The following is a 23,021-nucleotide window of genomic DNA, read 5'->3' on the forward strand; positions in this document are numbered from 1 at the left end:
TTACGCTCCTTCCTTGGACACGACTAGGAAGCGGTCGTGCCCAGCAAAATCTTCTTCAATCCTATAGTGGTAATGAGAGGGCAAGTGGGCCCGGCAGTAGGCTAGGAGCCGGTCGCCCTGCTTGTAGCCGATCTCTGCGATCAAGCTCCCCCCTGGCTTTAAATACTGGTCTAAGTCATCGATTAAGCGGTAGTAGATGGCATAACCCTCCTCAGGGGCAAAGAGCGCCAGGTCGGGTTCATAGCGCTGAACATCTTCCGCTACCTCGTCTAATTCCTGGCGGCCGATGTAAGGGGGATTGGAGACAATCAGGTCAAAAGTCTGGCCCGCCACCGCCTGGTAGAGGTCCCCTTGAACCAAGTCAATGTCTGCTTCGAGGGCTTGGGCATTGTCCCGGGCCACAGCCAGGGCTTCTGCTGAAATATCGGTGGCCGTGATGGCTAGTTCCGGGCACTCCTTCTTCAAAGTAATGGCAATGGCGCCGGACCCAGTGCCGATATCCACGACCTGGGCCTGGCGAGGAACCTGCCCCTTCTGATAGCCTTCCTTCACCCAGTCCACCAAGAGTTCAGTTTCCTGGCGGGGGATCAGGGTAGCTGGGGTCACCTTGAAGTTATAGCGGTAAAAGTAGGCCTCCCCCAAAAGGTATTGGTAGGGGTAGTGATCCCTAGCGATACGTTGGATGCCCGCTTCATAAAGCGCATAGTCTGCAGCTGGCATGGTCTGAAACTGATGGCGGTACCAGTCAGAGGCTTGCCAGCCCATCAGTCCCAAGAGATAGTGGTAGGCAATGGCCTCCTCACAAGCTTGGTCGCTTAAAAAAGAAGAAGCCCCTAAGAGAGCTTCTCGGTAGGAGCCATTAAATACTATGTTCATTGAGTTCCTCTAATTTCTGTGCTTGGTCAGCCAGGATGAGGGCGTTGATGATTTCTTCCAGTTCCCCCTGCATGATCCGGTCCAATTTTTGGATGGTCAGGTTGATCCGGTGGTCGGTCACCCGGTTTTGTGGGTAGTTATAGGTCCGGATCCGTTCTGACCGGTCCCCTGTCCCTACCAGGTTCTTCCGCTTGCTGTCGTATTCACTCTGTTGTTCCGCTTGGACGTGTTCATAGACCCGGGACCGTAAGATCAGCATGGCCTTCTCCCGGTTCTGTTGCTGGGACCGTTGATCCTGCATGGCCACTACAATCCCAGTTGGAATGTGGGTCAGGCGGACCGCTGAAGCCGTCTTGTTAACGTGCTGGCCCCCGGCACCTGAGGCATGGTAGATATCAGTCCGGATATCGTTAGCATCGATTTCAAAGTCTAGGTCTTCGAGTTCTGGCATCACGCCGACTGTCGCCGTTGAGGTATGGACCCGGCCCTGGGATTCAGTCTTCGGTACCCGTTGGACACGGTGGGCCCCACTCTCGTACTTGAGCTTGGAATAAACTTTGTCCCCAGAAATCTGGAGGATAATTTCCTTGTAGCCACCGATGTCGTTACTGTGGGCTTCCACCACAGAGATCCGCCAGCCCTGGCTTTCTGCATAGCGGGAGTACATTTCATAGAGGTCGGCCGCAAAGAGCTGGGCCTCATCCCCACCAGCTGCCCCGCGGATTTCCATGATGATGTTCTTGTCATCATTGGGGTCGCTCGGCAACATTAAAACACGGATTTCTTCTTCTAATTGGTCGCGCTCTTCCTTCAATTCTTTGAGCTCTTCCTTGGCCAATTCCAATAGTTCTTCATCCGATTCATCGGCCAGGATCTCTTCGGCCCCTTCAATTTGGTCCACGACATCCTTATAGTGTCTGAAGGCCTCAACTTTAGGTCGGAGGTCCGCCTCTTCCTTGGACAGGTCGCGGAAGCGCTTGGCATCATTGATGACATCGGGGTCACTCAATAATTCGGCCAATTCCTGGTAACGGTTGATAAAGGTATCAATTTGGTCTAATAGCATGCAATCTTCACTCTCTTTTCCTTTTATGCTCGCTTAGCAATCTTACCGTCCTGCATGGGCGGTTGCTTGTAGTGTTTACGGCAAACGGGATAGTAGGATTCATTTCCCCCAATTTGCACCTGGTCACCATCATAGCAAGGCACCTCATTGTGGACCCGCATATTCATGGTCGCCTTCTTCTCGCAGAACCAGCAGATAGTCTTCACTTCTTCAATCTTATCCGCCACTAGCAAGAGCCGTTCTGACCCCGTGAAGAGATGGTTTTGGAAATCATTCTTCAAGCCAAAAGCCATGACTGGGATATTCAAGTCGTCGACAATCTGGGCGCACTGGTCGATATGGTCAGCGCTCAAGAACTGACTCTCATCGATAAGGACACAGAAGACACGCTCTGTCTGGTTTTCACGAGCGACATAGTCATAAATATTTAAGGACGCGTCAATCGCCACAGCGGGCCGCTCATGACCCACCCGGCTCGCAATGATTCCCTGGCCGGACCGAGTATCCACGGCGCTCGTCATCACGATCACCCGCTTAGCCTGTTCTTCATAATTGTGGGCCACCTTGAGAATTTCAATCGATTTCCCACTGTTCATCGCTCCATAGCGAAAATATAATTGTGCCAAAATACCACCTATTCCTTCCCGACTATTCACTTAGTCAGATAAATACCTTATTAATCATACTTGGCAGCCGGCACTTAGTCAATATTTGCCCCCAAGTTCTTGGCAGAAGTTGGGAAGTTCGAACGCTTAAATTATAACATGTTTGCATAAATTTATACATTTGGGCCCTTCAAATTATGGTATCATAGGGAGCAGACAGGGCCTTGTGCCCTATAAAAGTGTGACAAAAATGGTGCGGCTTGGACTTCATAGGCTGTGCCCTCTAGTCGGGTTCAGGCGCACAGAAGTGGCTCCTCTTCACAAAATCTCGCTGAAGTCCTTAGACTTCTTCGATCTTTTGCTCCAGAGGTCCACTTCTACCCGTGCGCCCTCACACCCTTTAAATTAGAAAGGAAATCATGCATGCGTTTGAAAACTCAATTGGCGGCTTTGGCTGGCCGGGCTTCTTACTGGGGGCTCCATACCTTTACCAAGGGGGGATCGAGTTTGCCTGGTAAGATTGCCAAAAAAGTCGATCCGGATGTCTTACAGGAGCTGGCTAAGGACTACCGCATTGTGCTGATTACAGGAACCAATGGCAAGACGGTGACAACTGCTTTAGCGGTCAATATCCTCAAGCAAGTCTATCCCCATGTCTTGACCAATCCCACTGGGTCCAATATGATCCAGGGTATTACGTCGACCTTCGTGAGCCAGGCTTCGACCAAGTCAGGCCAAGACAAAATTGCTATTCTCGAAGTGGATGAGGCGAGTCTGCGCCATGTGACCGCCCAAGTGACGCCTGAACTAATTGTTGCGACCAATATTTTCCGCGACCAGATGGACCGCTATGGGGAGATCTATACTACTTACGACTTGATCTTAGAAGGGGCCGCTAAGACGCCTCAAGCCCGCCTGCTCTTGAACGGGGACGCCCCTATTTTTTCTTCTAAAGAGACGGCTAATGAACGGGCCTACTTCGGCTTTGCTAATGTCAATAAGGACGAAGACTTCCTGGCCCACTACAATACCGATGGGGTGATCTGCCCCCAATGCGAGCACATCCTCCACTACCATATGATTACTTATTCCAACCTGGGCGACTTCTTCTGCCCGAATTGCGGCTTCCAACGCCCCGAGCTCCAGCATGCGGTGACGGCCATTCACGACCTGACCCCAGACCAGGCCAGCTTCGCGATTGACGGCGAGGACTACACCATTCCTGTAGCCGGGCTCTACAATGTCTACAATGCCCTAGCCGCCTATTCGGTTGCCAAGCACTTTGGCCTCGACCACTTGACAATTAAACGCGGTCTAGCCTCTGCCCAACGCATCTTTGGCCGGCAGGAAACCATCCAGATTGAAGGCAAAGAGGTCCGGATCAACCTAATCAAGAACCCCGTTGGCCTCAACCAGATCATTGAACTGATCAAGCTCGAAAAGGATGACTTTGACCTCATCACCATCCTCAACGACCAGCCCGCTGATGGCCAAGATATTTCCTGGATCTGGGACGGCAACTTCGAGGACCTAGCCCAGGTCGACAAGGTCCAAGACACCGCCTATGCCGGCATGCGGGCCGCTGACTTGAAGCAGCGCCTGGTGGTAGCTGGCTTTGACAAGGACCAGCTAGACCCGGTTGAAGACGCGGTCAGTCTCATTAAATATATTAAAGAATCACAGTCACAGAAAGTTTATATCTTAGCCACCTATACCGCCATGCTCGAACTCAGACGGGCCTTGGCTGCGGAGGGCTATGTGAAGGAGCGGATGCAAGCATGACCCTTAGAATCTGCCATCTCTACGGCAACTTGATGAATACCTACGGCGACAACGGCAACCTCCTCATGCTCCAATATATGGCCAAGGAGAAGGGAGAAACAGTCAAAACCGACCTGGTCTCCCTCAAGGATCCTTTCGACCCCGAAGCTTATGACCTGGTTTTCTTCGGCGGCGGCCAGGACTATGAACAATCCCTGGTAGCTAAGGACATCCAAACAAAAAAAACGCCCCTGACCCAGTACATTGAAGCAGGCGGCGTCCTTGTGGGCATCTGTGGCGGCTTCCAGCTTCTGGGCCATTACTATATCAATGCCCAGCACGAGCGTTTGGAAGGCTTAGGGGCGATTGACTACTATACCGAAACCGAAGCCAACCGACTGATCGGCGACATCGAGATCTACAACGAACGCTTTGACCTGACCCTTAAAGGCTACGAAAACCACGCCGGCCGTACCTATCTGGGAGCTGGCGTCCAAGCCCTGGGCCAAGTCAAAAACGGCTTCGGCAACAACGGCCAGGACCAAACAGAAGGCTGCCTCTACAAGAACACCTTCTGCTCCTACTTCCACGGCCCCCTCCTCGTCCGCAACCCTAAGCTAGCCGAAATCATCATCGACCTGGCACGGAAAGCGGATTAAAGCTGAGGATTTTGAAATTGTGTTTTAGAGCATCCCTTCCGTTTTTGAATCGACTCTTCAAATTAACACAGATTAGCAGAAGTTTCATCACTTAAAGCGAAACGCATGCTCAAATACAAACCCGCTAAAAAAGAGGCTGGATTATTGTCCAGCCTCCTTTATATTATTCTCTACTTTTTAACATCACTGACTAATCATTAACTGAGCATAATTAATTTCAGCCTTTTCATTTCAACTGCGATTAACGAATTTATTAGTATACATTTCGTGAGCAGGAGCGGAACTTGAAAGTGATCGTTAGCCATGAATAAGCAAGTTCAAGGGTGAGAGCAAGAGCGGTTAGCTTTGGATGCTTGGAGTAAGTCGGGATAAGGGCAAGCAAGGCTTGCACGTTTCCGACTTGCGAAAGCACGCCAAAGCTGCTCTTGCGAACCCGACTAGATGTGAATTAGGGATAGTAGGTGCTAGCCGTACTAGCCAAAACCTGCTCCAAAAGTCAGCTCTGACTCCACTTCACAAAGGCTGTCCGAGCCTCTAACAAGGCTCTGCCAGCCTTTGCTCCAGTGATTCAGAGCTCCCGACTTTTGTCACACTCTAACTTTGAATCTCGCTAGGCGAGAGACCTTGGCTCGAGCCGATGCCATGGCTCTATAACGATCACTTTCAAGACGGAACGTAGGCTCACCAGCACAATTCAATTAAGAACTTGTTATTTTTAGCTCACTTATTCATCTGAATCCCATTCAGCTAGCAAGTCTTCCTCATAAAGCCCTGAAACTTTGCGGTACCACTTGAAGAAGTAGGTAAAGATCAGCTTGAGGATGGCATAACTTGGAATGATAATAATAATCCCAATAATGCCGAAGAGTTTCCCCCCAGCGATCAAGAGCAGCATAATGGTAACGGGATGGATGTCCAAGTTGGAACCCAAAATGTGGGGCGAAATGACCCGGCCTTCGATGGTCTGCTCGATCATGAAGACGACAAGGACCTTGACTACCATGATGGGCCCTTGGACGATAGCAATAATAACCGCGGGGATCATGGCTAAGAAAGAACCCAGGTAAGGAATCAAGTTTAGGAAGCCCGCCAAGCCACCGAGAATAATCCCATACTGGAGGCCAATAATCGAATAGCCCAGCATAAACATAATAGCTACCGAGATGCCGACCATAATCTGGCCACGCACATAGGCAGAGACTTGTTGGTTCATCTCAAAAAGCAGCTGCATGGTCGACGAGCGGATCGGATTAGGCACCACCAAGGCCAGATTTTGTTTCAACTTGGGCCCGTCCTTTAACATATAGAAGAGAATAAAGGGCGCCGTTACAATGGCCAGGATGAAGTTAGACAGGACGCCCACAATAGAGCCGATCGAATCAATAGCCGAGTTAAAAATCGTCGACCAATTAATGGAATTGCCCTGGATGAAGTTGAGCCCCCAGTCGTTCAAGAGATTGACTCCCTCTTCAAACAAGGGATTGTGGTAGAAACGCTGCAGGGGCTTATCATAGCTTGAGATCAGCTCATCCCAGTTGGACACTAGAGACTGAGATTGGGCAAAGAAGACCGGCGTCAGATAGGTCAGGATCAAGACCGCTATCCCCATCAAGACCAGGACCAGGATAGCCCCCCACTGCCGCTTGACGCCCCGCTTTTCCAGGCGGTTGACGATGGGCACGGTGAGATAATAGAGGATTGCAGCCAAGATAATGGGCAAGGCAATCACGCTCACGAAATCCAAGACGGGGTGGAATAGGTGAGCAATCCGACTAAAGATCAATAGAAATAAGGCAATTAGGATGAGTACAAGCAACAATTGAAGCCAGCGATTGCTCAAGAAAGACCGGAAAGAATGGTAGTTAATCTTCTGCAATTGGTCGCTCCGGTCTTGCCAGTACTGGTTCATTTTGTCATTTGGGTTTCGCTTATCAGTCATCGAACTCCCCCTCTAGGAATAATTTACTTTTATTGCTTAAGTATACAATATATTTTGTTTTTGGCCTAACCCAGGTCGTGAACTTATAGTAAAATTAATATGAAAGGTGGATTAACCATGGATCAATTTTATCTCGGAGCCTATACCGACGGCTCCAATACGGGCATCCACAGCCTGAGCGTGGACCCTAACTTAGACCAGCCGCTTAAAGTCGATCGTCTCATAGAAGAGGCCGATCCCTGCTACTTCTGTCTGTCGGCCGACCAGAAGTCACTCTTCACTCTGTCCAATCCAGGGTCAGAGCCGGGTGTCAGCCACTACCGTTGGACGGGTGAGGACTTCCAGCTCGTGGACCGCTTAGCTTTTCTCGAAGAACCAGCCTGCTATGTGAGCCTGAGCGCAGATGAGCGTTACGTTCTCTGCGCCTCCTACCGGCAAGCTAGTCTTATCTTAATCAAAGTCCAGGCAAATGGCAAACTCGAGCTAGCGGACATTGTCCAGCGCACCGGCTCGGGGCCCCATCCCAACCAGGACCAACCCCACTGCCACTACTTCAAACAATACCGGGACAGCCCCTTCTTCCTGGCCTGCGACTTGGGGACGGATGAAGTCCTCAGCTACCGCATCCAAGAAGACAAGCTCCAGCTAGTCGATAGTCTGGCTATCCCAGCTGGCTCAGGCCCCCGCCACCTGGTCGCCCATCCCACGCTCCCCTATGTCTATGTTCTGAGCGAACTCTCTTATACGGTCGAAGTCGTTCAAGTCGACGACCTATCCGGCCACTTAGAGGCAGTCGGTCGCTACCAGACCCTGCCCCAAGCCCCCCAAGGCTTCAACTCCAGCGCCGCTATCCGTATCTCTTCGGATGGCCGCTTTCTTTACTGCTCCAACCGAGGAGAAAACACTTTGACAGTCTTTGCCCTGAGTAAAGATGGTCGACGCCTAGACCGCATCCAAATCATTGCCAGCCAGGGTGACTTTCCCCGGGACTTCAACCTATCCCCCGATGAATCCTATCTCCTCGTGGCCCACCAAAACGATGGACACTTGCGCCTCTTCGATCGCGATCCCGAAACTGGCCTTCTAACAGCTAAGGACTTCGACTACCAGCTCGACCAGGTCGTCTGTGTCCAAAGTATTTCTTAAATTTTCTTCAATTTTAGGTCAGAAGCCCGTGGTAAAGGCGAAACTTTGTTATATTGGAAGCTGCTTATTTAAGCGCTAAGAAGTAACTCACAGAAAGGAAAAGCTGTCTATGCTTGAACTCTTAAAAATTATCTTAATCGGCCTGATTGAGGGCATCACCGAATGGCTGCCCATTTCGAGTACCGGCCATATGATCCTCGTGGAGGAATTCGTCCAACTCCAAGTCCGCCCCGAATTCTGGGACATCTTCATCGTTGTCATCCAGCTCGGCGCTATCTTGGCAGTCATCTGGATTTACTTTAACCGACTCAACCCCTTCTCCCCGCAAAAGACCAAGGAAGAAAAACGGGAAACCTGGGAAACTTGGTTTAAGGTGGCAGTCGGCTGTATCCCTGCCGCGATTCTCGGTCTCTTGATCGATGACTGGATGGAAGCCCACCTGATGAACTGGTTAGTCGTGGCCCTGGCTCTAATTATCTACGGGATCGCTTTTATCTTGGTAGAAAATTACAACAAGACCCGGACCAGCCAAGTCAACAGCATGAGCGAACTCTCCTACCGGCGGGCCTTTACGATTGGCCTCTTCCAGTGCCTGTCCCTGGTGCCCGGCACATCCCGTTCCGGCTCTTCCATCCTCGGGGCCACCATCATGGGCACCTCCCGTCCCGTTGCCGCTGACTTCTCTTTCTTTATGAGTATCCCCATCATGTTCGGCGCCAGCTTCCTGAAACTGGTCAAAGGCTTCCTCGAAGGTTTCCGCTTCACCGGCTTAGAGCTCGGCTATCTCGCAGTCGGCATGGTCGTTGCCTTCCTGGTCTCCGTCATCACCATCAAGCTCCTCCTCCGCTACATCCAAAGCAACGACTTCAAGCCTTTCGGATGGTACCGGATTGCCCTGGGCTTAGTCGTTATCATCTACTTCGCTTGGATCCGATAAGCAGAGTTTGGGTTTCCTGAAACATAAGCAAAGTTATTTCATTCGATTGATCAAACGATCGAAATTAAATTTTCCCTTTAGAGTAAATATGCTACAAGCAGAATCTACTCTAAAGGGATATTTTTATAGATTTCAATGAATTTAAATAATACAAGCTACCATTCTTTTTAGTATTTGATAAGGAGTTTTGATTAATTATGAGCAGTAGTGGAGCTTTGAATTTGATCGTTAGCCATGAACAAGCAAGCGATGTGAATTACGTATAGTAGGCGTTAGCCGTACTAGACGTTTGAAGCTCGCTAGGTGAGGGACCTTGGCCCGAACCGGTGCCATGGCTCTATAACGATCAAATTCAAAAGCGCAACGGATGCTCATATGTACTATTAAGTTTAAATTAAAAAAGGGAAGTCTCAGCTTCCCTAGTTAATTCTTTATTTATTTATCAGATTCGAAAAATTCCTTATAGATAGCGGCAACAGCGCGTTCTTCTTCATTTTCGTTGATGCCAAACATAATGGAATTCTCGGATGAACCTTGGTTGATCATGTCGATATTCACCTGAGCTTCGCCTAGGGCCTTGGTTGCTCGAGCCATCAGTCCAATCTTATGTCGCATATTTTGCCCCACCAGCATAACTAAGCAAAGATTGTCCCGTTTTTCCACCACGTCGGCCGCCGTCTTGACCTTGATCTCTACTAAGAGGTCTTGGAATTGCTTAGCGGTAATCATTTCTTCCTTGAAGACAATATCAATGTCGTCAATCCCTGAAACAATGTGTTCCAAGCTGATATTATAGTCTTCCAAGACATCCAAGACCCGGTTAATGAAGCCAACTTCTCGGTTCATCATGTACTTGCTGATATAGATGGAAGCAAAGCCAGACTTACTAGCAACGCCAGCGAGGGGGTATTCAGATTCAGACCGCGTCCGGGTGATCTTAGTCCCTGGCGCTGTTGGATTATTCGTATTCTTTACCACAACGGGAATGCCTTCTGCAAAGGCAGGATAGAGGGCTTCATCATGGACGACGGAGAAACCAGAATAAGAGAGCTCCCGCATTTCGGTATAGGTTAAGTCTTCAATCGGCACTGGCTTCTCGATAATACTTGGGCTGGCTGAATAGATACAGTCCACATCGGTAAAGTTTTCATACAAGGTTGCCTTGACCCCATTAGCTAGAATAGCCCCGGTCACATCGCTGCCCCCGCGTGAGAAGGTCACCAGCTTACCGGTCTTGGTAAAGCCGAAGAAGCCTGGGAAGATAATAATCTCGTCATAGTCTCTCAAGGCAAAGAGATTCTGATAGGATTCGGGCAGGATTTGGGCATTGCCCGGCTCGTCGGATAAGTAGAGGCCCGCTTCCTTAGGGCTAATATAGCGGGCAGGAATGCCTTCTGAGCGCAGGTAGGCAGCAATGAGTTTGGCACTATTGTCTTCCCCACTGGCTTTCAGGGCATCCATAAAATAAGATTCTTCTGTCGTGTCCCCTTCGATCAGCTCTTGCAGGCTGTGGGAAATCTCACTCACGATGTCCTCATCAATGGCCAGGTCCGTCGCAATTTCTTTGTAACGGTTGACAATTTGATTAAAGACATGAGAGACGCCCTTATTCCCATTAAGCACCTGAGAAGCTAAGTCGATTAAGAGGTCGGTCACCTTGGTATCTTCTGGAAAACGTTTACCAGGAGCCGAAACGACCACGATACGTCGGTCAGCGTCACTTACAATGATATCTTTAATTTTTTTTATCTGCTCAGCACTAGCCACCGAGCTTCCACCAAATTTAATCACTTTCATCAGCATAACCTCATTCATGTTTAATTTTCTCATTTCTCTATAATATATCATACCTGTTCCTGCTAGACAAGAATCTTTCATTGGCTTTTTCAGGAAAGTATTGTTTTTCAACCTACTTTAGGCTATGGTAGAGGTATTATATTTTGAACGCTAGGAGAAAGGGAGACTAACAATGAACGGGGACTTAGAGGCTTTATTTAGGGCAGTGGATGTCATGGAGGAGGACCTGGTCCAGCTGAGGCGGGGCTTCCACCAGTATCCTGAGACAGCCTGGTTGGAATTTCGAACGACTTCACAAATCATCACTTACCTAGAAGAAGCCGGGATTCCAGTCCACTTCGGTCCTGACCTGGTCAATCGCGACTTTGCCTGGGGGCGCCCTGACTATGCCAGTCGCCAGGCAGCCATGGACCGCGCCATCGACCAAGGGGCTGATCCTCAGATTATCCGGCAGATGGCTGGCTTTCCTGGAGCAATCGCCCAAATTGATACGGGGCGGCCCGGTCCCCACCTGGCCTTCCGCTTCGATATCGATGCCAATGACCTCCATGAAACCCTGAAAGCCGACCACTTCCCTAACCAAGCCGGCTTCCGGTCAAAAAATCCGGACGCCATGCACGGCTGTGGTCATGACGGCCATACAGCTATCGGCCTCGTGCTCGCCAAACTGGTCCACCGCTACCAGGAAGATTTTTGCGGGAAAATTAGCTTTATCTTTCAAATTGCCGAAGAAGGCGTCCGCGGAGCCCGGGCCATGGTCGAGGCAGGCGTCTTAGAAGGTGTTGACTACCTCCTGGCCTGCCATATCCTGAAGAGCCCCGAGAATGAACTGGCCTTCTATAGCGACTGGTCCGGCCTCTACGCCACCAGTAAATTCAATGTCACTATCCACGGTCGGTCGGCCCATGCTGGCCTAGCCCCAGAATCTGGTCACAATGCCATTCTCGCAGCCACCTCAGCCATCGCCAATATGAACATGTTTTTCCAGGATTCCCATGGCAACGGCCGGCTCAATATCGGGACCATTAACGGTGGGACCGGGCGCAATGTCATTCCCGACTTCTGTTACTTTGAAGCCGAGACCCGGGGGCCCAGCCGAGAAGTCAACCAGCACCTCTATGACAAGGCGGTGACCTCCATTCGAGCAGCCTGTGAGATCTATGACTGCCAGTATGAGCTGGAGATCGTCGGCGGCTCCATCAATGCCCAGGCCAGCCCCGAATTCGCCGAAAAGGTCTACCAGGCTAGCCAAGCAGTCCCCGACTTCGACCATTCCTACCGCCACTATGCCAACCGCGGAGCGACCGATGACTTCGCCTATATGATGCAAGCGGTCCAAGACCAGGGCGGCCAGGCCACATACGCTGTCCTCGCCTGCCCCCTAGCTGCCGGCAACCACAACGACGCCTTCGACTTCGACGAAGCCTGCCTCAAAGCCGGCGCCAAAGCCTTCCTCTCCACCCTCTACCAGACCAACCACCGTTAATCATCCAACACAAAGGCCCTGCCCCAGAACTTAACTGGGTGCAGGGCCTTTTATTCTAAGCTTCCAATAAGGATTGGTAGACTTGGATATAGTCTTCAGCCGGTCCTTGCCAGCTGAAATCGCGGCTCATGGCCTCTTGGATCAAACCTTGCCAGGCCTTCTTATCATGTTCATAAACATCAACCGCATAGTTAACAATCTTCAAGAAGTCGCGGCCATTGAATTGGTTGAAGCTAAAGCCCGTTCCCTCGCCTGTAAAGTGGTTGTAGGGTTCAACTGTATCGGCCAAGCCCCCCACTTCATGGACTAAGGGCAGGGTTCCATAGCGCATCGCAATCATCTGGGACAGGCCACAGGGTTCAAAGGCACTCGGCATCAAGAAGAGGTCAGACCCCGCATAGATCTCTTGGGCCAAGTGGACATCAAAGTCAATATAGGCGCAAAAGCGGCCTGGATACTTGTGCTCAAAGTAACGGAAGGAGTGTTCAAATTCATCGTCCCCCGTCCCCAAAACCAAAACCTGGACCCGGCGCGTATTCAAGAGCTCTTCCGCCTTCTCTTGGAGCAACTGCATGCCCTTCTGCGGCGTCAGCCGTGAAACCACGCCCAGTAGTGCTGCATCTGGATCTTTAACCAGTCCAACTCGCTCCTGGAGCTTGATCTTATTCTTAAGCTTAGCGGACTGGACAGTCTGAGCGTCATAGTTTACCGCTAAATTCGGGTCAGTTTTCGGATTATTTAAGTCATAGTCAATGCCGTTAATAATGCCGCGAATCTTAAAGTGGTTGTCACGCAAGCAGGCATCTAGTCCCTCACCGAATTCTGGCGTCTGGATCTCACCAGCATAACGGGGACTCACCGTTGTCACAATATCAGAGAAGTTAATGCCCCCTTTGAGATAGTTGACCGCTCCATAGTGCTCACAGCCCTTGTCATGGAAGGTGGCATCCGTTGTATTGAAATAAGAGTAGAGAGCTTCCTTGTCCGTCCAACCCTGGAATTGGATGTTGTGGATGGTCAGCACCTTACGGATATCGCGGTAAGCTTCCACCCAATGGTACTTGTCCACGAGGAGGGCAGGAATCATGGCCGTCTGCCAGTCATTGACATGGATGATGTTTGGAATAAAGTCTACTTTCTCCATCATTTCAATCACTGCCAAGTCAAAGAAGGCAAAGCGTTCACAATCATCCTCATAACCATACAAGGAAGGTCGATTGAAATAATCCAAATTATCCACAAAGTAATAGGTTAAATCGTCTAAGACCAGGCGTTTGATCCCTACATAAGCTTGCCGCTGGTAGCCCGTCTCCACTTGGAAGTTCAAAAGGTCTTCACAGGCTTCCTTGTACTCCTCAGGCATGAGGGTGTAATAAGGAAGGACTACCCGGACATCAATGCCCTGGGCTTTTAGAGCCTTAGGCAGGACATAGGATACATCGCCCAAGCCCCCTGTTTTAAAAAAGGGGGCTGCTTCAGCTGAAGCAAATAAAATCTTCATTTTTGTCTCCTTTAAACTATTGCACTAGGCTTTAATCCGCGTATTCTTAGCAACCACTAGGGGTTCTTCGGCCGTTCCTTCGACCACTGCCCCGGCCTCAACATAGACCCGCTTATCCAGGATGGCATGTTTGACCCGGGCGCCCTCTTCAATGATACAACCTTGGAAGAGGATAGAATTCTCGACTTCTGCCCCCTCATGAACCTCAACCTTACGCGAAATTTGCGAGTGGGAAACCTTACCTTGCATATCCGTATGGGTCGCGATCTGGGCATTGTGGACTTCAGCTTTTTTACCATAATAAGTTGGTGCTCCATTGTGGGTCCGGGTAATAATTGGCAACTCGGTATGGAAGAGGCTGGTGAAGGCTTCCCCTTCGAGCATAGAGAGGCTGGTATCATAGTAGGCCTTGACAGAATCAATATTGGCTACGAAGCCCTTGTGTTCATAAGCTTGGACGGTATAGTCCAGGAGGTATTTCTCAATAATTTGGTCGAGGTTATCATTGAGGTTCTCCGCATTGGCCTTGTCAATAATTTCAAGCAAGATATTGGCAGGCATGATGGTCATGTTCATATCGAAGTTAACCACTTCGCCTTCAATAGGCGTAACGCCTTCCTTAGCCAAGTCAGTCACATAGCCCTTGTCATCGATGGTCAATAAATTCTCATCGGGGTGGTATTCAACGAAGCTTTTTTCCTTCTTAGCATACATCCGCATCACTTCGGCGCTTCCCGCTTCGAAGGTATCCAGCATGTCCACCAAGTTGACGCTAGCTAGGATCTTAGAACCTGAAATAAAGACATACTCGCTATTGGCCCGTTCGATAAAGATTTTGTGGTCTTCATAGAAGTCACCAATCCGGCTAGCCGCTTCATAGAGGGCCTTCTTGTGCTTCATCTGCGAATAGGTGAAGATCCCACCTGAATTCGTATCCAAGTCCCAGGCCTGGCCGCTGCGGATATGGTCGTAGACGGACCGGCCGGTTTCATTGATGAAGATAGCTGCTGAGCGCACATCGGCGTGTGATAAGCTCGACAGGGTAAAGTCTAAGAGCCGGTAGCGGCAGGCAAAAGGCAGGGCACCAATTGGCCGACTATCCGTCAATGGAGCTAGCTTGCTATCATCTTCGGTCATATTAATAATGGCACTTAATTTATTCTTCTTCATTGTCGCTACCTCCCACTACTTCTTCATAGCCGACGACTTTAATTTCTTCTGGGGTCCCAATCACTTGGGCATTGTCCGCAATCTGGGCGCCTCCCCCGAGAATAGCATACTTAATCACAGCCTTTTGCCCCACGCGCGCCCCAGTCATCAGGACTGATTTCTCCACTTGGCTGTCTTTGCCGATCTTCACGTCTTGTGAAATAACTGAGCGGTTGACCTGACCACGAATGAAGGCACCGTCGCAAACCATGGATTCCGTCACATTCGCCTCTTCCGTTAATAATTGAGGGGGTGACACGATGTTCTTACTATAGATGGGCCAGTCATTCGAGCGAATATTGAGAGGGTGGTCAGGATCCAGGAATTCCATATTGGCTTCCCAGAGACTTTCGATAGTCCCCACGTCCTTCCAATAGCCATCGAAGGAGTAGGCATAAAGAGCTTCGTCATTGGCCAGATAAGCTGGAATCACATCTTTCCCGAAGTCTTCCATTTTTTCAGGGTCTGAAGTGAGATAGCTCCGCAGCTTATCCCAAGTAAAGATATAGATCCCCATGGAAGCTAGGTTAGACTTAGGATGTTCAGGTTTCTCTTCAAACTCAACAATCTTATCATCGTCATCAGTATTCATAATCCCAAAGCGTGATGCCTCTTCCATAGGCACCGGGATTACCGCAACCGTACAGTCTGCTTCGTTGGCCACATGGTCTTCCAACATGCGTTCATAGTCCATCTTATAGATATGGTCACCTGACAGGACTAAGACATATTCCGGCTTCTGGCTATCGATAAAGCTAATGTTTTGGTAGATGGCATTGGCTGTCCCTTTAAACCATTTTTCCCCATCTTCCGTGGAAGAGTAAGGTTGGAGGACATAGGCGCCCCCTTCGTTAGAATCTAGGTCCCAAGGCACTCCTACCCCAATATGGTCATTGAGGACTAAGGGTTCATACTGGGTCATGACGCCCACTTTTTTGATGCCGGAATTGGCACAGTTACTCAAAGGAAAATCAATAATACGGTATTTGCCTCCAAAAGGAACAGCTGGTTTGGCAATTTCTTTGGTTAATTTACCGAGGCGGGTCCCCTTACCCCCAGCAAGTATCATAGCTAATAATTGTTTTTTTCATAATGATCGAGATTACTCTCTTTCCCCTCCTTCAACTAAATCTTCTTTCTTTAATAGTTCTGGCCTCTCCGTCAAAAGCTGATCGGGCTTCAATAGGAAGGTCGACAGGGAGGGCAATACGACAGATAGCGAATAATCAAAGCCTTGGTGGGGCACTTGCTCTGCCGTATAAGTTTCCTGCTGGTATTCCCAATTGCCTCCAAATTCCTGCATTTCACTGTTCAAGAGGACACGATAAGTTCCTGGATACGGTACCCCCAAGCGGTAATTGTGACGTTCCACGGGGGTAAAGTTATAAGCACACACAATAAAATCTTCTGGGTCCTGGCTCCTCCGAATAAAGGCCGCCGTGGTCTCTAAATCATCATCCGCTTCCAGGAAACGGATGCCTTCTGGGCTCAGGTCCAATTGGTGGAGGGCTGGTTGATCCTGGTAGAGCTGGTTCAAGCACTGGATGTAGTGCTGGTATTCCCGGTTATAGGGCCGGTCCAAGTCCTCCCATTCTAGCTGGCTGTAGAAGCGCCACTCTAAGAATTGGCCAATTTCGTTACCCATGAAGGATAATTTCTTACCTGGATAACACATCCGGTAACCCTCCAGTGTTCGCAAGTTCGAGAACTCATCATAACGCGTCTGTCCCGGCATCCGCCCTAAGAGGGACTCCTTGCCGTGGACCACTTCATCGTGGGAAAAGGGCAAGATAAAGTTCTCATGGAACATATACATGAAGGTAAAGTTCACCAGCTTATAGTGGTGGGACCGGTGGATAGGGTCCAAGCTAAAGAATTTCAGGGTATCGTTCATCCAACCCATGTTCCACTTGAAGTTAAAGCCCAAGCCCCCTTCGGAAGTGGGCCGTGTCACCCCATCCCAAGCTGTGGATTCTTCCGCAATCATGAGATAGGAATCATCCCGCAAGAAGATCTCCTGGTTTAAACGGCGGAGGAAGTCTACCCCCTCTAAGTTGACATTATTGCCATAGCGGTTAGGCTGCCAGTCCCCAATATCATAGTCCAAGTAGAGCATATTAGAGACGGCATCCACCCTCAAACCATCGACATGGAATTCCTCTAGCCAAAAGACAGCATTCGAAATCAAGAAGCTGTGGACTTGGCTCCTGCCTAGGTCAAAATTATAGGTCCCCCCACGGTTATTGACCGCACGCTGGGGATCTTGAAATTCAAAGCACGGGGTCCCGTCGTAATAGGCCAGAGCATCATCATTGCGGACAAAGTGGCCGGGCACCCAATCCACTAAGACCCCAATCTCCGCCTGGTGGCAGGCATCCACAAAACGCATAAATGGTTCAAAGTCGTGACCGAAGCGACCAGCAATCGAATAATAACCCGAAATCTGATAGCCCCAAGAAGCCTCCAAGGGGTGCTCCATCAAAGGCATAAATTCAATATGGGTATAGCCCATTTCTTTGACATAAGGGATGAGTTCCTTCCTCAAGTCATCGAAACTATAAGCCGACCCATCCGGATGACGGCGCCAGGAGGACATGTGGACCTCGTAGATGTTTAAAGGCCGGTCATAGCGTTTAGCTTTCCGACGTTCGGCCAGCCAATCGGCATCCTGCCAGTCATACTGGGGCAAGTTTTGGATCACCGAAGCCGTCTTGGGTGGGACCTCACTCGCAAAGGCGAAGGGGTCTTGCTTTTCCTTTTTTTGCCCTGCCTGGTCCGTGACCACAAATTTATAGAGGTCCCATTCCTTAGCCTCAGCCTTAAAGATGGTCCAAGCTCCGGTTTCCCCCACTGCTTCAAGGGCCTCTTCCTGCCACTGGTTAAAACTTCCAATAATAGCAACGGCCTTGGCCCGGGGTGCCCAGACTGTAAAACGATAACCCTCCTGACCCGCTTGATCTCGACAAGCTTTGGCACCCAGAAAATGATAAGCGGAAAAATGATTGCCTAAATTGAAGTAATACATTTCTGTTGCCAGTTGGTCTTTGGTCAATTGCGGCATATTCCCCCTCCTTCCTTTTTATAAAAACGCTTGCATTTCTTTCTAAAAAAAAAGCGAGAACAAAGTTAATTGTTCTCGCTTTCTCCTAGACAAGGGATAAAGCCGTTCACAGCAACTTTATCCGAGCACCTACTTCCTGTAGTGTTGCTAAGCAACGTGTGCTCTCTATATTCTCAATACACAGTTAAGTGTACTCAGCTCATCGCGAGATAAGTATAGCACAGTTTCCACTAAAAAGGCAAGTTATTTCCAAGCCTCTTCGTCAATAACTTCAATCTTGTAGCCATCTGGGTCAGTCACAAAGTAGTAGAATGGCTCAGTCCCAGGTAAACCTACATAGTCTGTTACAGGATAACCAGCTTCCTTATGAGCTTGGTGGAGTCCTTCGGCATCTGCGGTTACAATCGCAATATGCCCATAACCATTTCCTAAATCATAGGCTTCATGGTCATAGTTATAAGTTAATTCTAATTTGTAGTCTTGGCCTGGTAAAGAAAGGTAGCAAAGCGTAAATTCATTATCTGGGAAATCCCGACGCTCCACCTCTTCAAAACCAAAGGCATCTTGGTAAAACGTAATGGACGCTTCTAAATTTTTAACGCGTACACATGTATGATCCACAACTGGCATTCAATCATCACCTTTCCTTATGTCTATTCTACCTAACTTTCATCCTTTTTTAAAGAAATATGATAAAAAAATGATAAGTTTATCAAAGAAAATCTTTAAAGCCCATAGCCTAGCACACTGATAGTTTTCTCTTCTTCAAAATGAAAAACTTATCCTAGCAAGCTTTCTTCCCTAAAACTCTACTCAAAACTTTCCTCAAAGTAAACAATAGCAGCCACAAAATGGCTAAGATCAGATTCGTTGTTAACATCATCACCAGGCCCTGACAGCCTGCCCCTCCTTTCATGATAGGTCATAAGTTCATTCTATCATGAAGCGGAGACTTTTGCCTGCCTGATTGTAAAAAAAGGACCTTCTTCGTGGCAAGCATTTTTAGACAAGCGCAAACGATTTCGGGTGCAAAATACGTGCAAAAATATTTTTAAATCTTTGCACTTCTCCTGCAAGCTCAAACTTTTAACAAAAAGAAAAAGGCTAGAAAGCATTGCTTCTACAATACTTTCTAGCCTTTTCGCACATTCAGTAAGCTTCTTGAGCTTTTTATGAATGCGGGTAACAGGACTTGAACCTGCACGGGAGTTACTCCCACTACCCCCTCAAGGTAGCGCGTCTGCCTATTCCGCCATACCCGCGTTGCTTAACACAAGATATATCTTACCGCATATCGGTTAAGCTGTCAACCATTTTTCCTAATTTTTTAGAAAATAATGTTCACTAAGAAAATATTGAGCAAGACAAAGCAAGCAATAGCGATTAATGCTGCATAGTAGCGGTTGATCCAGGACACTCGCGACTCATAGAGGTAATAGAGGAGCGGGATCGAAATCAGGAAGACGATGAACTCCAAGAGCATTAAGAAGAGAACCAGGATGGAGAAGAGCAAGGGTGCAATCAAACTACAGAGCATGGCTAAAATAGCGAGGACCACAGTCAGGCTGTTCATCCCCATAAAGCGCGTCAACCATTCCAAGTTGCTCTGGTCCAGCTTAAAAATCAAGCGCATGGTGGCCTGGCTGATCGCGGCGATTAGCCAGAACATGACAAAGAAATAGACCAAGGCCTGGATAAAGAACAGCCAAGGATTAAAGTAGTAATCAATGTTGGGTAAGATCGAGATGCTGGATAGCCAGGCATAATTAGAGAAAGCAAAATTTGCCATGGCTGTTAAAGTCACCGTATTGGTCAGGGTGAGGATCACCAGCATAGCCACCCCATAGTAGGAATTGATATAACTAGGATTTTGGATATTCTTGATTGGATTCTTCAAAAAGGCCAAGAAACAACGGAAGAAGTCTTTGGCATAGGCGGTCCACTTTTCCTGGTCAGCCCGTTTTTTCCGGCTCATTTTTTTGGTCTTCTTATCTGTTTCTTCTTCAGTCTGACTGCCCGCTTCTTGCAAGTAAAAATCTTGCTCAGACTGGATAACCTGTCCACACTTAGGACAAACCAGGTCATCTTCTGCAAGTTGGCAATCACAATTTTGACATCTTTTAATCACAGCAGACTCCTTTCTATTAATGTAAGGGTGTGAGAGGATGCGGGAAAAAGGGACCTCTGGAGTAAAAGGCCAGAGAAGGCTGAAGGCCTTCGACGGACTTTTATGAAGAGGAGCCCTTTTTGCATCCTCGAACCCAACTAAGAGTGCGAGCAAAGGCGACCCCTTAACTCCCACCAAGGTCATCTTCAGGCCCCTCGACTTGTACTAAGACCCCCAAGCAATGGCCGCACATGGCGCGAGGGTTGATGCGGCGCTCGCGCTCATAAAGCTCATGGCAGCCTTGACAGCGGTAGTAATAGAGCTTCCGCTCGGAGGGATCAAGCAAGTCGGGCACATAGTCGATCCCCCCAACTGCTTCTAAAAGCTCCTTGAATTGCGAGTTGCCATGCCGGTAGCCGGAGCCTTGTCGGTAAAGGTGGTAGTGGCAAAGCTCATGGCGGATTACTTTAACGAGCAGGTCTTGGTCGTAGCGGTCAAGAATTCTAGGATTAAAATCCAATTTGCAGGACGGGGAATGGAAGCGCCCGCCGGTTGTCCGCAAGCGCCGATTCCATACCGCCTGGTGGCAAAAAGGTCGCCCGAAGTCTTCAAGAGACACCTTCTCCACTAGAGCCTGTAAGGCAGCATCTGAATAAGTCTTTTTAGTCTTCAATCATCGTCAGCCCAATTCGCCCTGTTTGGGTATCCACCGATTCCACCCACACATTAACAATTTCACCCACGGCCACGACATCACTCGGGTGTTTAACAAATTTCTTGCTGAGCTTGGAGATATGGACCAGGCCATCCTGCTTGACACCAACGTCGACAAAGGCCCCAAAATCGACCACATTGCGGACGGTTCCTTGTAAGGCCATGCCTTCTTTGAGGTCGCTCAGTTTCAAGACATCCGAGCGCAAGATCGGCGCATCCAAGTCATCCCGCGGGTCGCGTCCGGGTGCCAGGAGGGACTCTTGGATGTCCTTGAGGCTCTCTTCCCCGATCTGGTAAGCAGCTGCAAGACTTGGAATATTCCAGTCTTTAATCTGCTGACGGACGGCATCTTCATGGATGTCGGCCAGGTCAATACCCTGGTCAGCTAGAATTTTATTAGTGAGTTTATAACTTTCCGGGTGGATAGCCGTCGCATCGAGGACTTCTTCCCCGTTGAGGATACGCAAGAAGCCGGCACATTGTTCGAAGGCTTTAGGCCCTAAGCGGGAAACATCCTTGAGTTCTTGACGGTTCTTAAAGAGTCCATTGTCATTGCGGTAGGCTACAATATTCTTGGCCACCGACTTGTTGACACCTGACACATGGACCAGCAAGGAAGGACTGGCCGTATTCAAGTTCACCCCTACCCGGTTCACCACGGTTTCGACGGTAAAGTCAAGAGAGTCGGAGAGTTCTTTCTGGGAAACATCATGTTGGTATTGGCCGACGCCAATGGATTTTGGATCAATCTTCACCAATTCTGCCAGCGGGTCTTGGAGGCGGCGGGCAATGCTGACGGCTGACCGTTCCTCGACATTAAAGTCTGGAAACTCTGCCCGGGCCACTTTGCTAGCGGAATAGACCGAGGCCCCACTCTCATTAACAATCATGTATTTGAGATTTGGAAACCGGTTTTGGATTTGGTCGGCCACGAATTGCTCCGATTCTCGGCTCGCGGTCCCATTCCCAATGGCCACCATTTCTACCCCATATTTTTCAACTAGTTGGCCGAAAATCTTAGCGGCTTCTTCGACTTTATTGACGGGGTGGGTTGGATAGATAATTGCCTTGTCGAGAAACTTCCCTGTTTCATCCACGACCGCTAACTTACAGCCGGTCCGGAAGGCAGGATCTAAGCCTAAAACAACCCGGCCCTTGAGCGGCGCCTGCATGAGCAAGTGGTAGAGGTTGTCAGAGAAGCTTTCAATGGCATGGGCTTCGGCCTCCTCGGTCAATTCGGAGCGGATTTCCCTTTCCACTGCCGGCAGGAGGAAGCGCTGCATGGCGTCCTGGATCGCTGCCTGGAGTTCCTTCAAGCTGACAGGGTGACCATCGATCACCTGGTTAACTAAGTACTCTAAGACTGGAAATTCATCAAATTCAAAGTTCAAGCGCAGGATTTTTTCTTTCTCGCCGCGGTTCAAGGCCAGGACTTGATAGGGTTTGAGCTTGCCGAGAGCTTGAGAGAAGTCATAGTAGACCTTGTAGACCTGCTTATTATCTTCCGCTCCCTTGGCCTTCTCACTCACTAGGCGCCCTTCTTCTTTGACATAGCGGCGCAGCCATTGCCGGTAGCGAGCCGTTTCGCTGATCCATTCACAGAGGATTTCATGGGCTCCAGCTAGGGCATCTTCTAGGCTAGGGGCTTCTTCAGTGACATACTTGGCCGCTTCCTCTTTGGGGTCCCCCGTTTTAGGACTGGCATAGAGCCATTCAGCCAAGCCTTCCAAGCCCTGGTCCTTAGCAATGGTCGCCTTGGTCCGACGCTTGGGTTTGTAGGGTTCATAGAGGTCTTCTAATTCTTGGAGCTTATCCGCCTTCAGGATTTCTTTTTTCAGCTTGGGTTTTAGCTTACCTGCGGCTTCAATGGTGTCGAGGATCGTTTCCCGGCGTTTCTCCAGATTTTCAATATAATCATAAGATTTTTGGATCTTACGAATTTCCACTTCATCGAAGGATCCCGTCTGTTCCTTCCGGTAGCGGGCGATAAAAGGAACCGTATTGCCCTCCTCCAACAAGCTGAGGACACTTTGGATTTGTTTCTTCGAATAAGTCGGCATCTCTTGATGCACTAACTTCAAATAATCTTCATTCATGAATATTTGACACCTAACTTCCTTTAAAAATTCCCTTATAAGTTCTTATTATAGCATTCTT

General features: G+C 49.2%; 17 protein-coding genes, 1 tRNA gene and 1 pseudogene. 5 read left to right on the forward strand and 14 right to left on the reverse strand.

The annotated features are described in order from the left end of the window. The 3 genes from prmC to AWM72_RS00330 are packed head-to-tail and all read right to left on the reverse strand — an operon-like array spanning position 1 to position 2,568. Positions 1-876 (reverse strand): peptide chain release factor N(5)-glutamine methyltransferase, encoded by an 876-nt coding sequence (gene prmC, locus AWM72_RS00320; RefSeq protein ID WP_067971528.1) that lies wholly within the window; start codon positions 874-876, stop codon positions 1-3. After that, on the reverse strand, positions 860-1,942 hold the full coding sequence (gene prfA / locus AWM72_RS00325) for a peptide chain release factor 1 (RefSeq protein ID WP_067971531.1): 1,083 nt from the start codon (positions 1,940-1,942) through the stop codon (positions 860-862). Before prfA ends, prmC begins: the two co-directional genes overlap by 17 nt. Positions 1,943-1,965: 23 nt before the next feature. Further along, positions 1,966-2,568, reverse strand: a complete 603-nt coding sequence (locus AWM72_RS00330) for a thymidine kinase (RefSeq protein WP_067971533.1) — start codon at positions 2,566-2,568, stop codon at positions 1,966-1,968. A gap of 402 nt (positions 2,569-2,970) precedes the next feature. Here AWM72_RS00330 and AWM72_RS00335 point away from each other — a divergent pair, with 402 nt between their 5' ends. Together AWM72_RS00335 and AWM72_RS00340 are read left to right on the forward strand one after the other, a co-directional pair. After that, a complete protein-coding gene (locus AWM72_RS00335) occupies positions 2,971-4,329 on the forward strand; it encodes a Mur ligase family protein (RefSeq protein ID WP_067971537.1) in 1,359 nt (452 codons plus the stop codon). Continuing rightward, entirely contained in the window at positions 4,326-4,967 is a 642-nt protein-coding gene (locus AWM72_RS00340; protein ID WP_067971539.1) for a type 1 glutamine amidotransferase, read from the forward strand. Before AWM72_RS00335 ends, AWM72_RS00340 begins: the two co-directional genes overlap by 4 nt. Positions 4,968-5,691: 724 nt before the next feature. On the opposite strand, the gene AWM72_RS00345 is transcribed toward AWM72_RS00340, so the two are convergent. After that, a complete protein-coding gene (locus tag AWM72_RS00345) occupies positions 5,692-6,906 on the reverse strand; it encodes an AI-2E family transporter (RefSeq protein WP_067971542.1) in 1,215 nt (404 codons plus the stop codon). A gap of 117 nt (positions 6,907-7,023) precedes the next feature. On the opposite strand from AWM72_RS00345, the gene AWM72_RS00350 reads away from it, so the two are divergent. Next, positions 7,024-8,052 (forward strand): lactonase family protein, encoded by a 1,029-nt coding sequence (locus AWM72_RS00350; RefSeq protein ID WP_067971545.1) that lies wholly within the window; start codon positions 7,024-7,026, stop codon positions 8,050-8,052. A 109-nt stretch (positions 8,053-8,161) separates the two neighbouring features. Then, positions 8,162-8,989: an undecaprenyl-diphosphate phosphatase gene (locus tag AWM72_RS00355; protein WP_067971548.1), complete on the forward strand. Its 828-nt coding sequence runs from the start codon at positions 8,162-8,164 to the stop codon at positions 8,987-8,989. Positions 8,990-9,424: 435 nt separating this feature from the next. Here AWM72_RS00355 and AWM72_RS00360 read toward each other — a convergent pair whose 3' ends face one another. Then, positions 9,425-10,786, reverse strand: a complete 1,362-nt coding sequence (locus AWM72_RS00360) for an aspartate kinase (protein ID WP_067976461.1) — start codon at positions 10,784-10,786, stop codon at positions 9,425-9,427. Positions 10,787-10,958: 172 nt separating this feature from the next. On the opposite strand from AWM72_RS00360, the gene AWM72_RS00365 reads away from it, so the two are divergent. Beyond that, a complete protein-coding gene (locus AWM72_RS00365; protein ID WP_067971551.1) occupies positions 10,959-12,272 on the forward strand; it encodes an amidohydrolase in 1,314 nt (437 codons plus the stop codon). A 55-nt stretch (positions 12,273-12,327) separates the two neighbouring features. Here the strand turns inward: AWM72_RS00365 and glgA are convergent, their stop codons facing one another. The 9 genes and pseudogenes from glgA to AWM72_RS00410 all read right to left on the reverse strand — a co-directional run bounded on the left by glgA (position 12,328) and on the right by AWM72_RS00410 (position 22,960). Next, positions 12,328-13,773, reverse strand: coding sequence for a glycogen synthase GlgA (glgA, locus tag AWM72_RS00370; RefSeq protein WP_067971560.1), 1,446 nt, complete (start codon positions 13,771-13,773; stop codon positions 12,328-12,330). A gap of 24 nt (positions 13,774-13,797) precedes the next feature. After that, entirely contained in the window at positions 13,798-14,943 is a 1,146-nt protein-coding gene (gene glgD, locus AWM72_RS00375) for a glucose-1-phosphate adenylyltransferase subunit GlgD (RefSeq protein WP_067971565.1), read from the reverse strand. After that, positions 14,930-16,063: pseudogene (locus AWM72_RS00380) on the reverse strand (glucose-1-phosphate adenylyltransferase); the annotation flags it as partial. The pseudogene AWM72_RS00380 and the gene glgD, both read right to left, overlap by 14 nt. A gap of 21 nt (positions 16,064-16,084) precedes the next feature. Further along, the gene (gene glgB / locus AWM72_RS00385) at positions 16,085-18,043 is read right to left on the reverse strand and encodes a 1,4-alpha-glucan branching protein GlgB (protein ID WP_067971569.1); all 1,959 of its coding nucleotides are present in this window, start codon (positions 18,041-18,043) and stop codon (positions 16,085-16,087) included. A 243-nt stretch (positions 18,044-18,286) separates the two neighbouring features. Further along, positions 18,287-18,673: a lactoylglutathione lyase gene (gene gloA / locus AWM72_RS00390; protein ID WP_067971571.1), complete on the reverse strand. Its 387-nt coding sequence runs from the start codon at positions 18,671-18,673 to the stop codon at positions 18,287-18,289. A 547-nt stretch (positions 18,674-19,220) separates the two neighbouring features. Further along, positions 19,221-19,305: transfer RNA gene (locus AWM72_RS00395), tRNA-Leu, on the reverse strand. A gap of 65 nt (positions 19,306-19,370) precedes the next feature. Then, positions 19,371-20,171: a zinc ribbon domain-containing protein gene (locus AWM72_RS00400; RefSeq protein WP_067971574.1), complete on the reverse strand. Its 801-nt coding sequence runs from the start codon at positions 20,169-20,171 to the stop codon at positions 19,371-19,373. Positions 20,172-20,334: 163 nt separating this feature from the next. Next, complete coding sequence (locus tag AWM72_RS00405) at positions 20,335-20,823, reverse strand: SprT family protein (RefSeq protein ID WP_070486547.1); 489 nt, start codon at positions 20,821-20,823, stop codon at positions 20,335-20,337. Then, positions 20,813-22,960 carry a Tex family protein gene (locus AWM72_RS00410; protein WP_067971576.1) on the reverse strand — a complete coding sequence of 716 codons (2,148 nt, stop codon included), beginning with the start codon at positions 22,958-22,960 and terminating at the stop codon, positions 20,813-20,815. The genes AWM72_RS00405 and AWM72_RS00410 overlap by 11 nt, the downstream gene beginning before the upstream one ends. Positions 22,961-23,021: the final 61 nt, after the last annotated feature.

The sequence above is a fragment of the Aerococcus sanguinicola genome, assembly GCF_001543145.1.
Lineage (GTDB): Bacteria > Bacillota > Bacilli > Lactobacillales > Aerococcaceae > Aerococcus > Aerococcus sanguinicola.

Bases quoted from the DNA above. Each gene is read 5' to 3' on its own strand.
- prmC (WP_067971528.1), bottom strand. From the start codon at position 876: ATGAACATAGTATTTAATGGCTCCTACCGAGAAGCTCTCTTAGGGGCT.
- prfA (WP_067971531.1), bottom strand. From the start codon at position 1,942: ATGCTATTAGACCAAATTGATACCTTTATCAACCGTTACCAGGAATTG.
- AWM72_RS00335 (WP_067971537.1), top strand. From the start codon at position 2,971: ATGCGTTTGAAAACTCAATTGGCGGCTTTGGCTGGCCGGGCTTCTTAC.
- AWM72_RS00340 (WP_067971539.1), top strand. From the start codon at position 4,326: ATGACCCTTAGAATCTGCCATCTCTACGGCAACTTGATGAATACCTAC.
- AWM72_RS00345 (WP_067971542.1), bottom strand. From the start codon at position 6,906: ATGACTGATAAGCGAAACCCAAATGACAAAATGAACCAGTACTGGCAA.
- AWM72_RS00350 (WP_067971545.1), top strand. From the start codon at position 7,024: ATGGATCAATTTTATCTCGGAGCCTATACCGACGGCTCCAATACGGGC.
- AWM72_RS00355 (WP_067971548.1), top strand. From the start codon at position 8,162: ATGCTTGAACTCTTAAAAATTATCTTAATCGGCCTGATTGAGGGCATC.
- AWM72_RS00360 (WP_067976461.1), bottom strand. From the start codon at position 10,786: ATGAAAGTGATTAAATTTGGTGGAAGCTCGGTGGCTAGTGCTGAGCAG.
- AWM72_RS00365 (WP_067971551.1), top strand. From the start codon at position 10,959: ATGAACGGGGACTTAGAGGCTTTATTTAGGGCAGTGGATGTCATGGAG.
- glgA (WP_067971560.1), bottom strand. From the start codon at position 13,773: ATGAAGATTTTATTTGCTTCAGCTGAAGCAGCCCCCTTTTTTAAAACA.
- glgD (WP_067971565.1), bottom strand. From the start codon at position 14,943: ATGAAGAAGAATAAATTAAGTGCCATTATTAATATGACCGAAGATGAT.
- glgB (WP_067971569.1), bottom strand. From the start codon at position 18,043: ATGCCGCAATTGACCAAAGACCAACTGGCAACAGAAATGTATTACTTC.
- gloA (WP_067971571.1), bottom strand. From the start codon at position 18,673: ATGCCAGTTGTGGATCATACATGTGTACGCGTTAAAAATTTAGAAGCG.
- AWM72_RS00410 (WP_067971576.1), bottom strand. From the start codon at position 22,960: ATGAATGAAGATTATTTGAAGTTAGTGCATCAAGAGATGCCGACTTAT.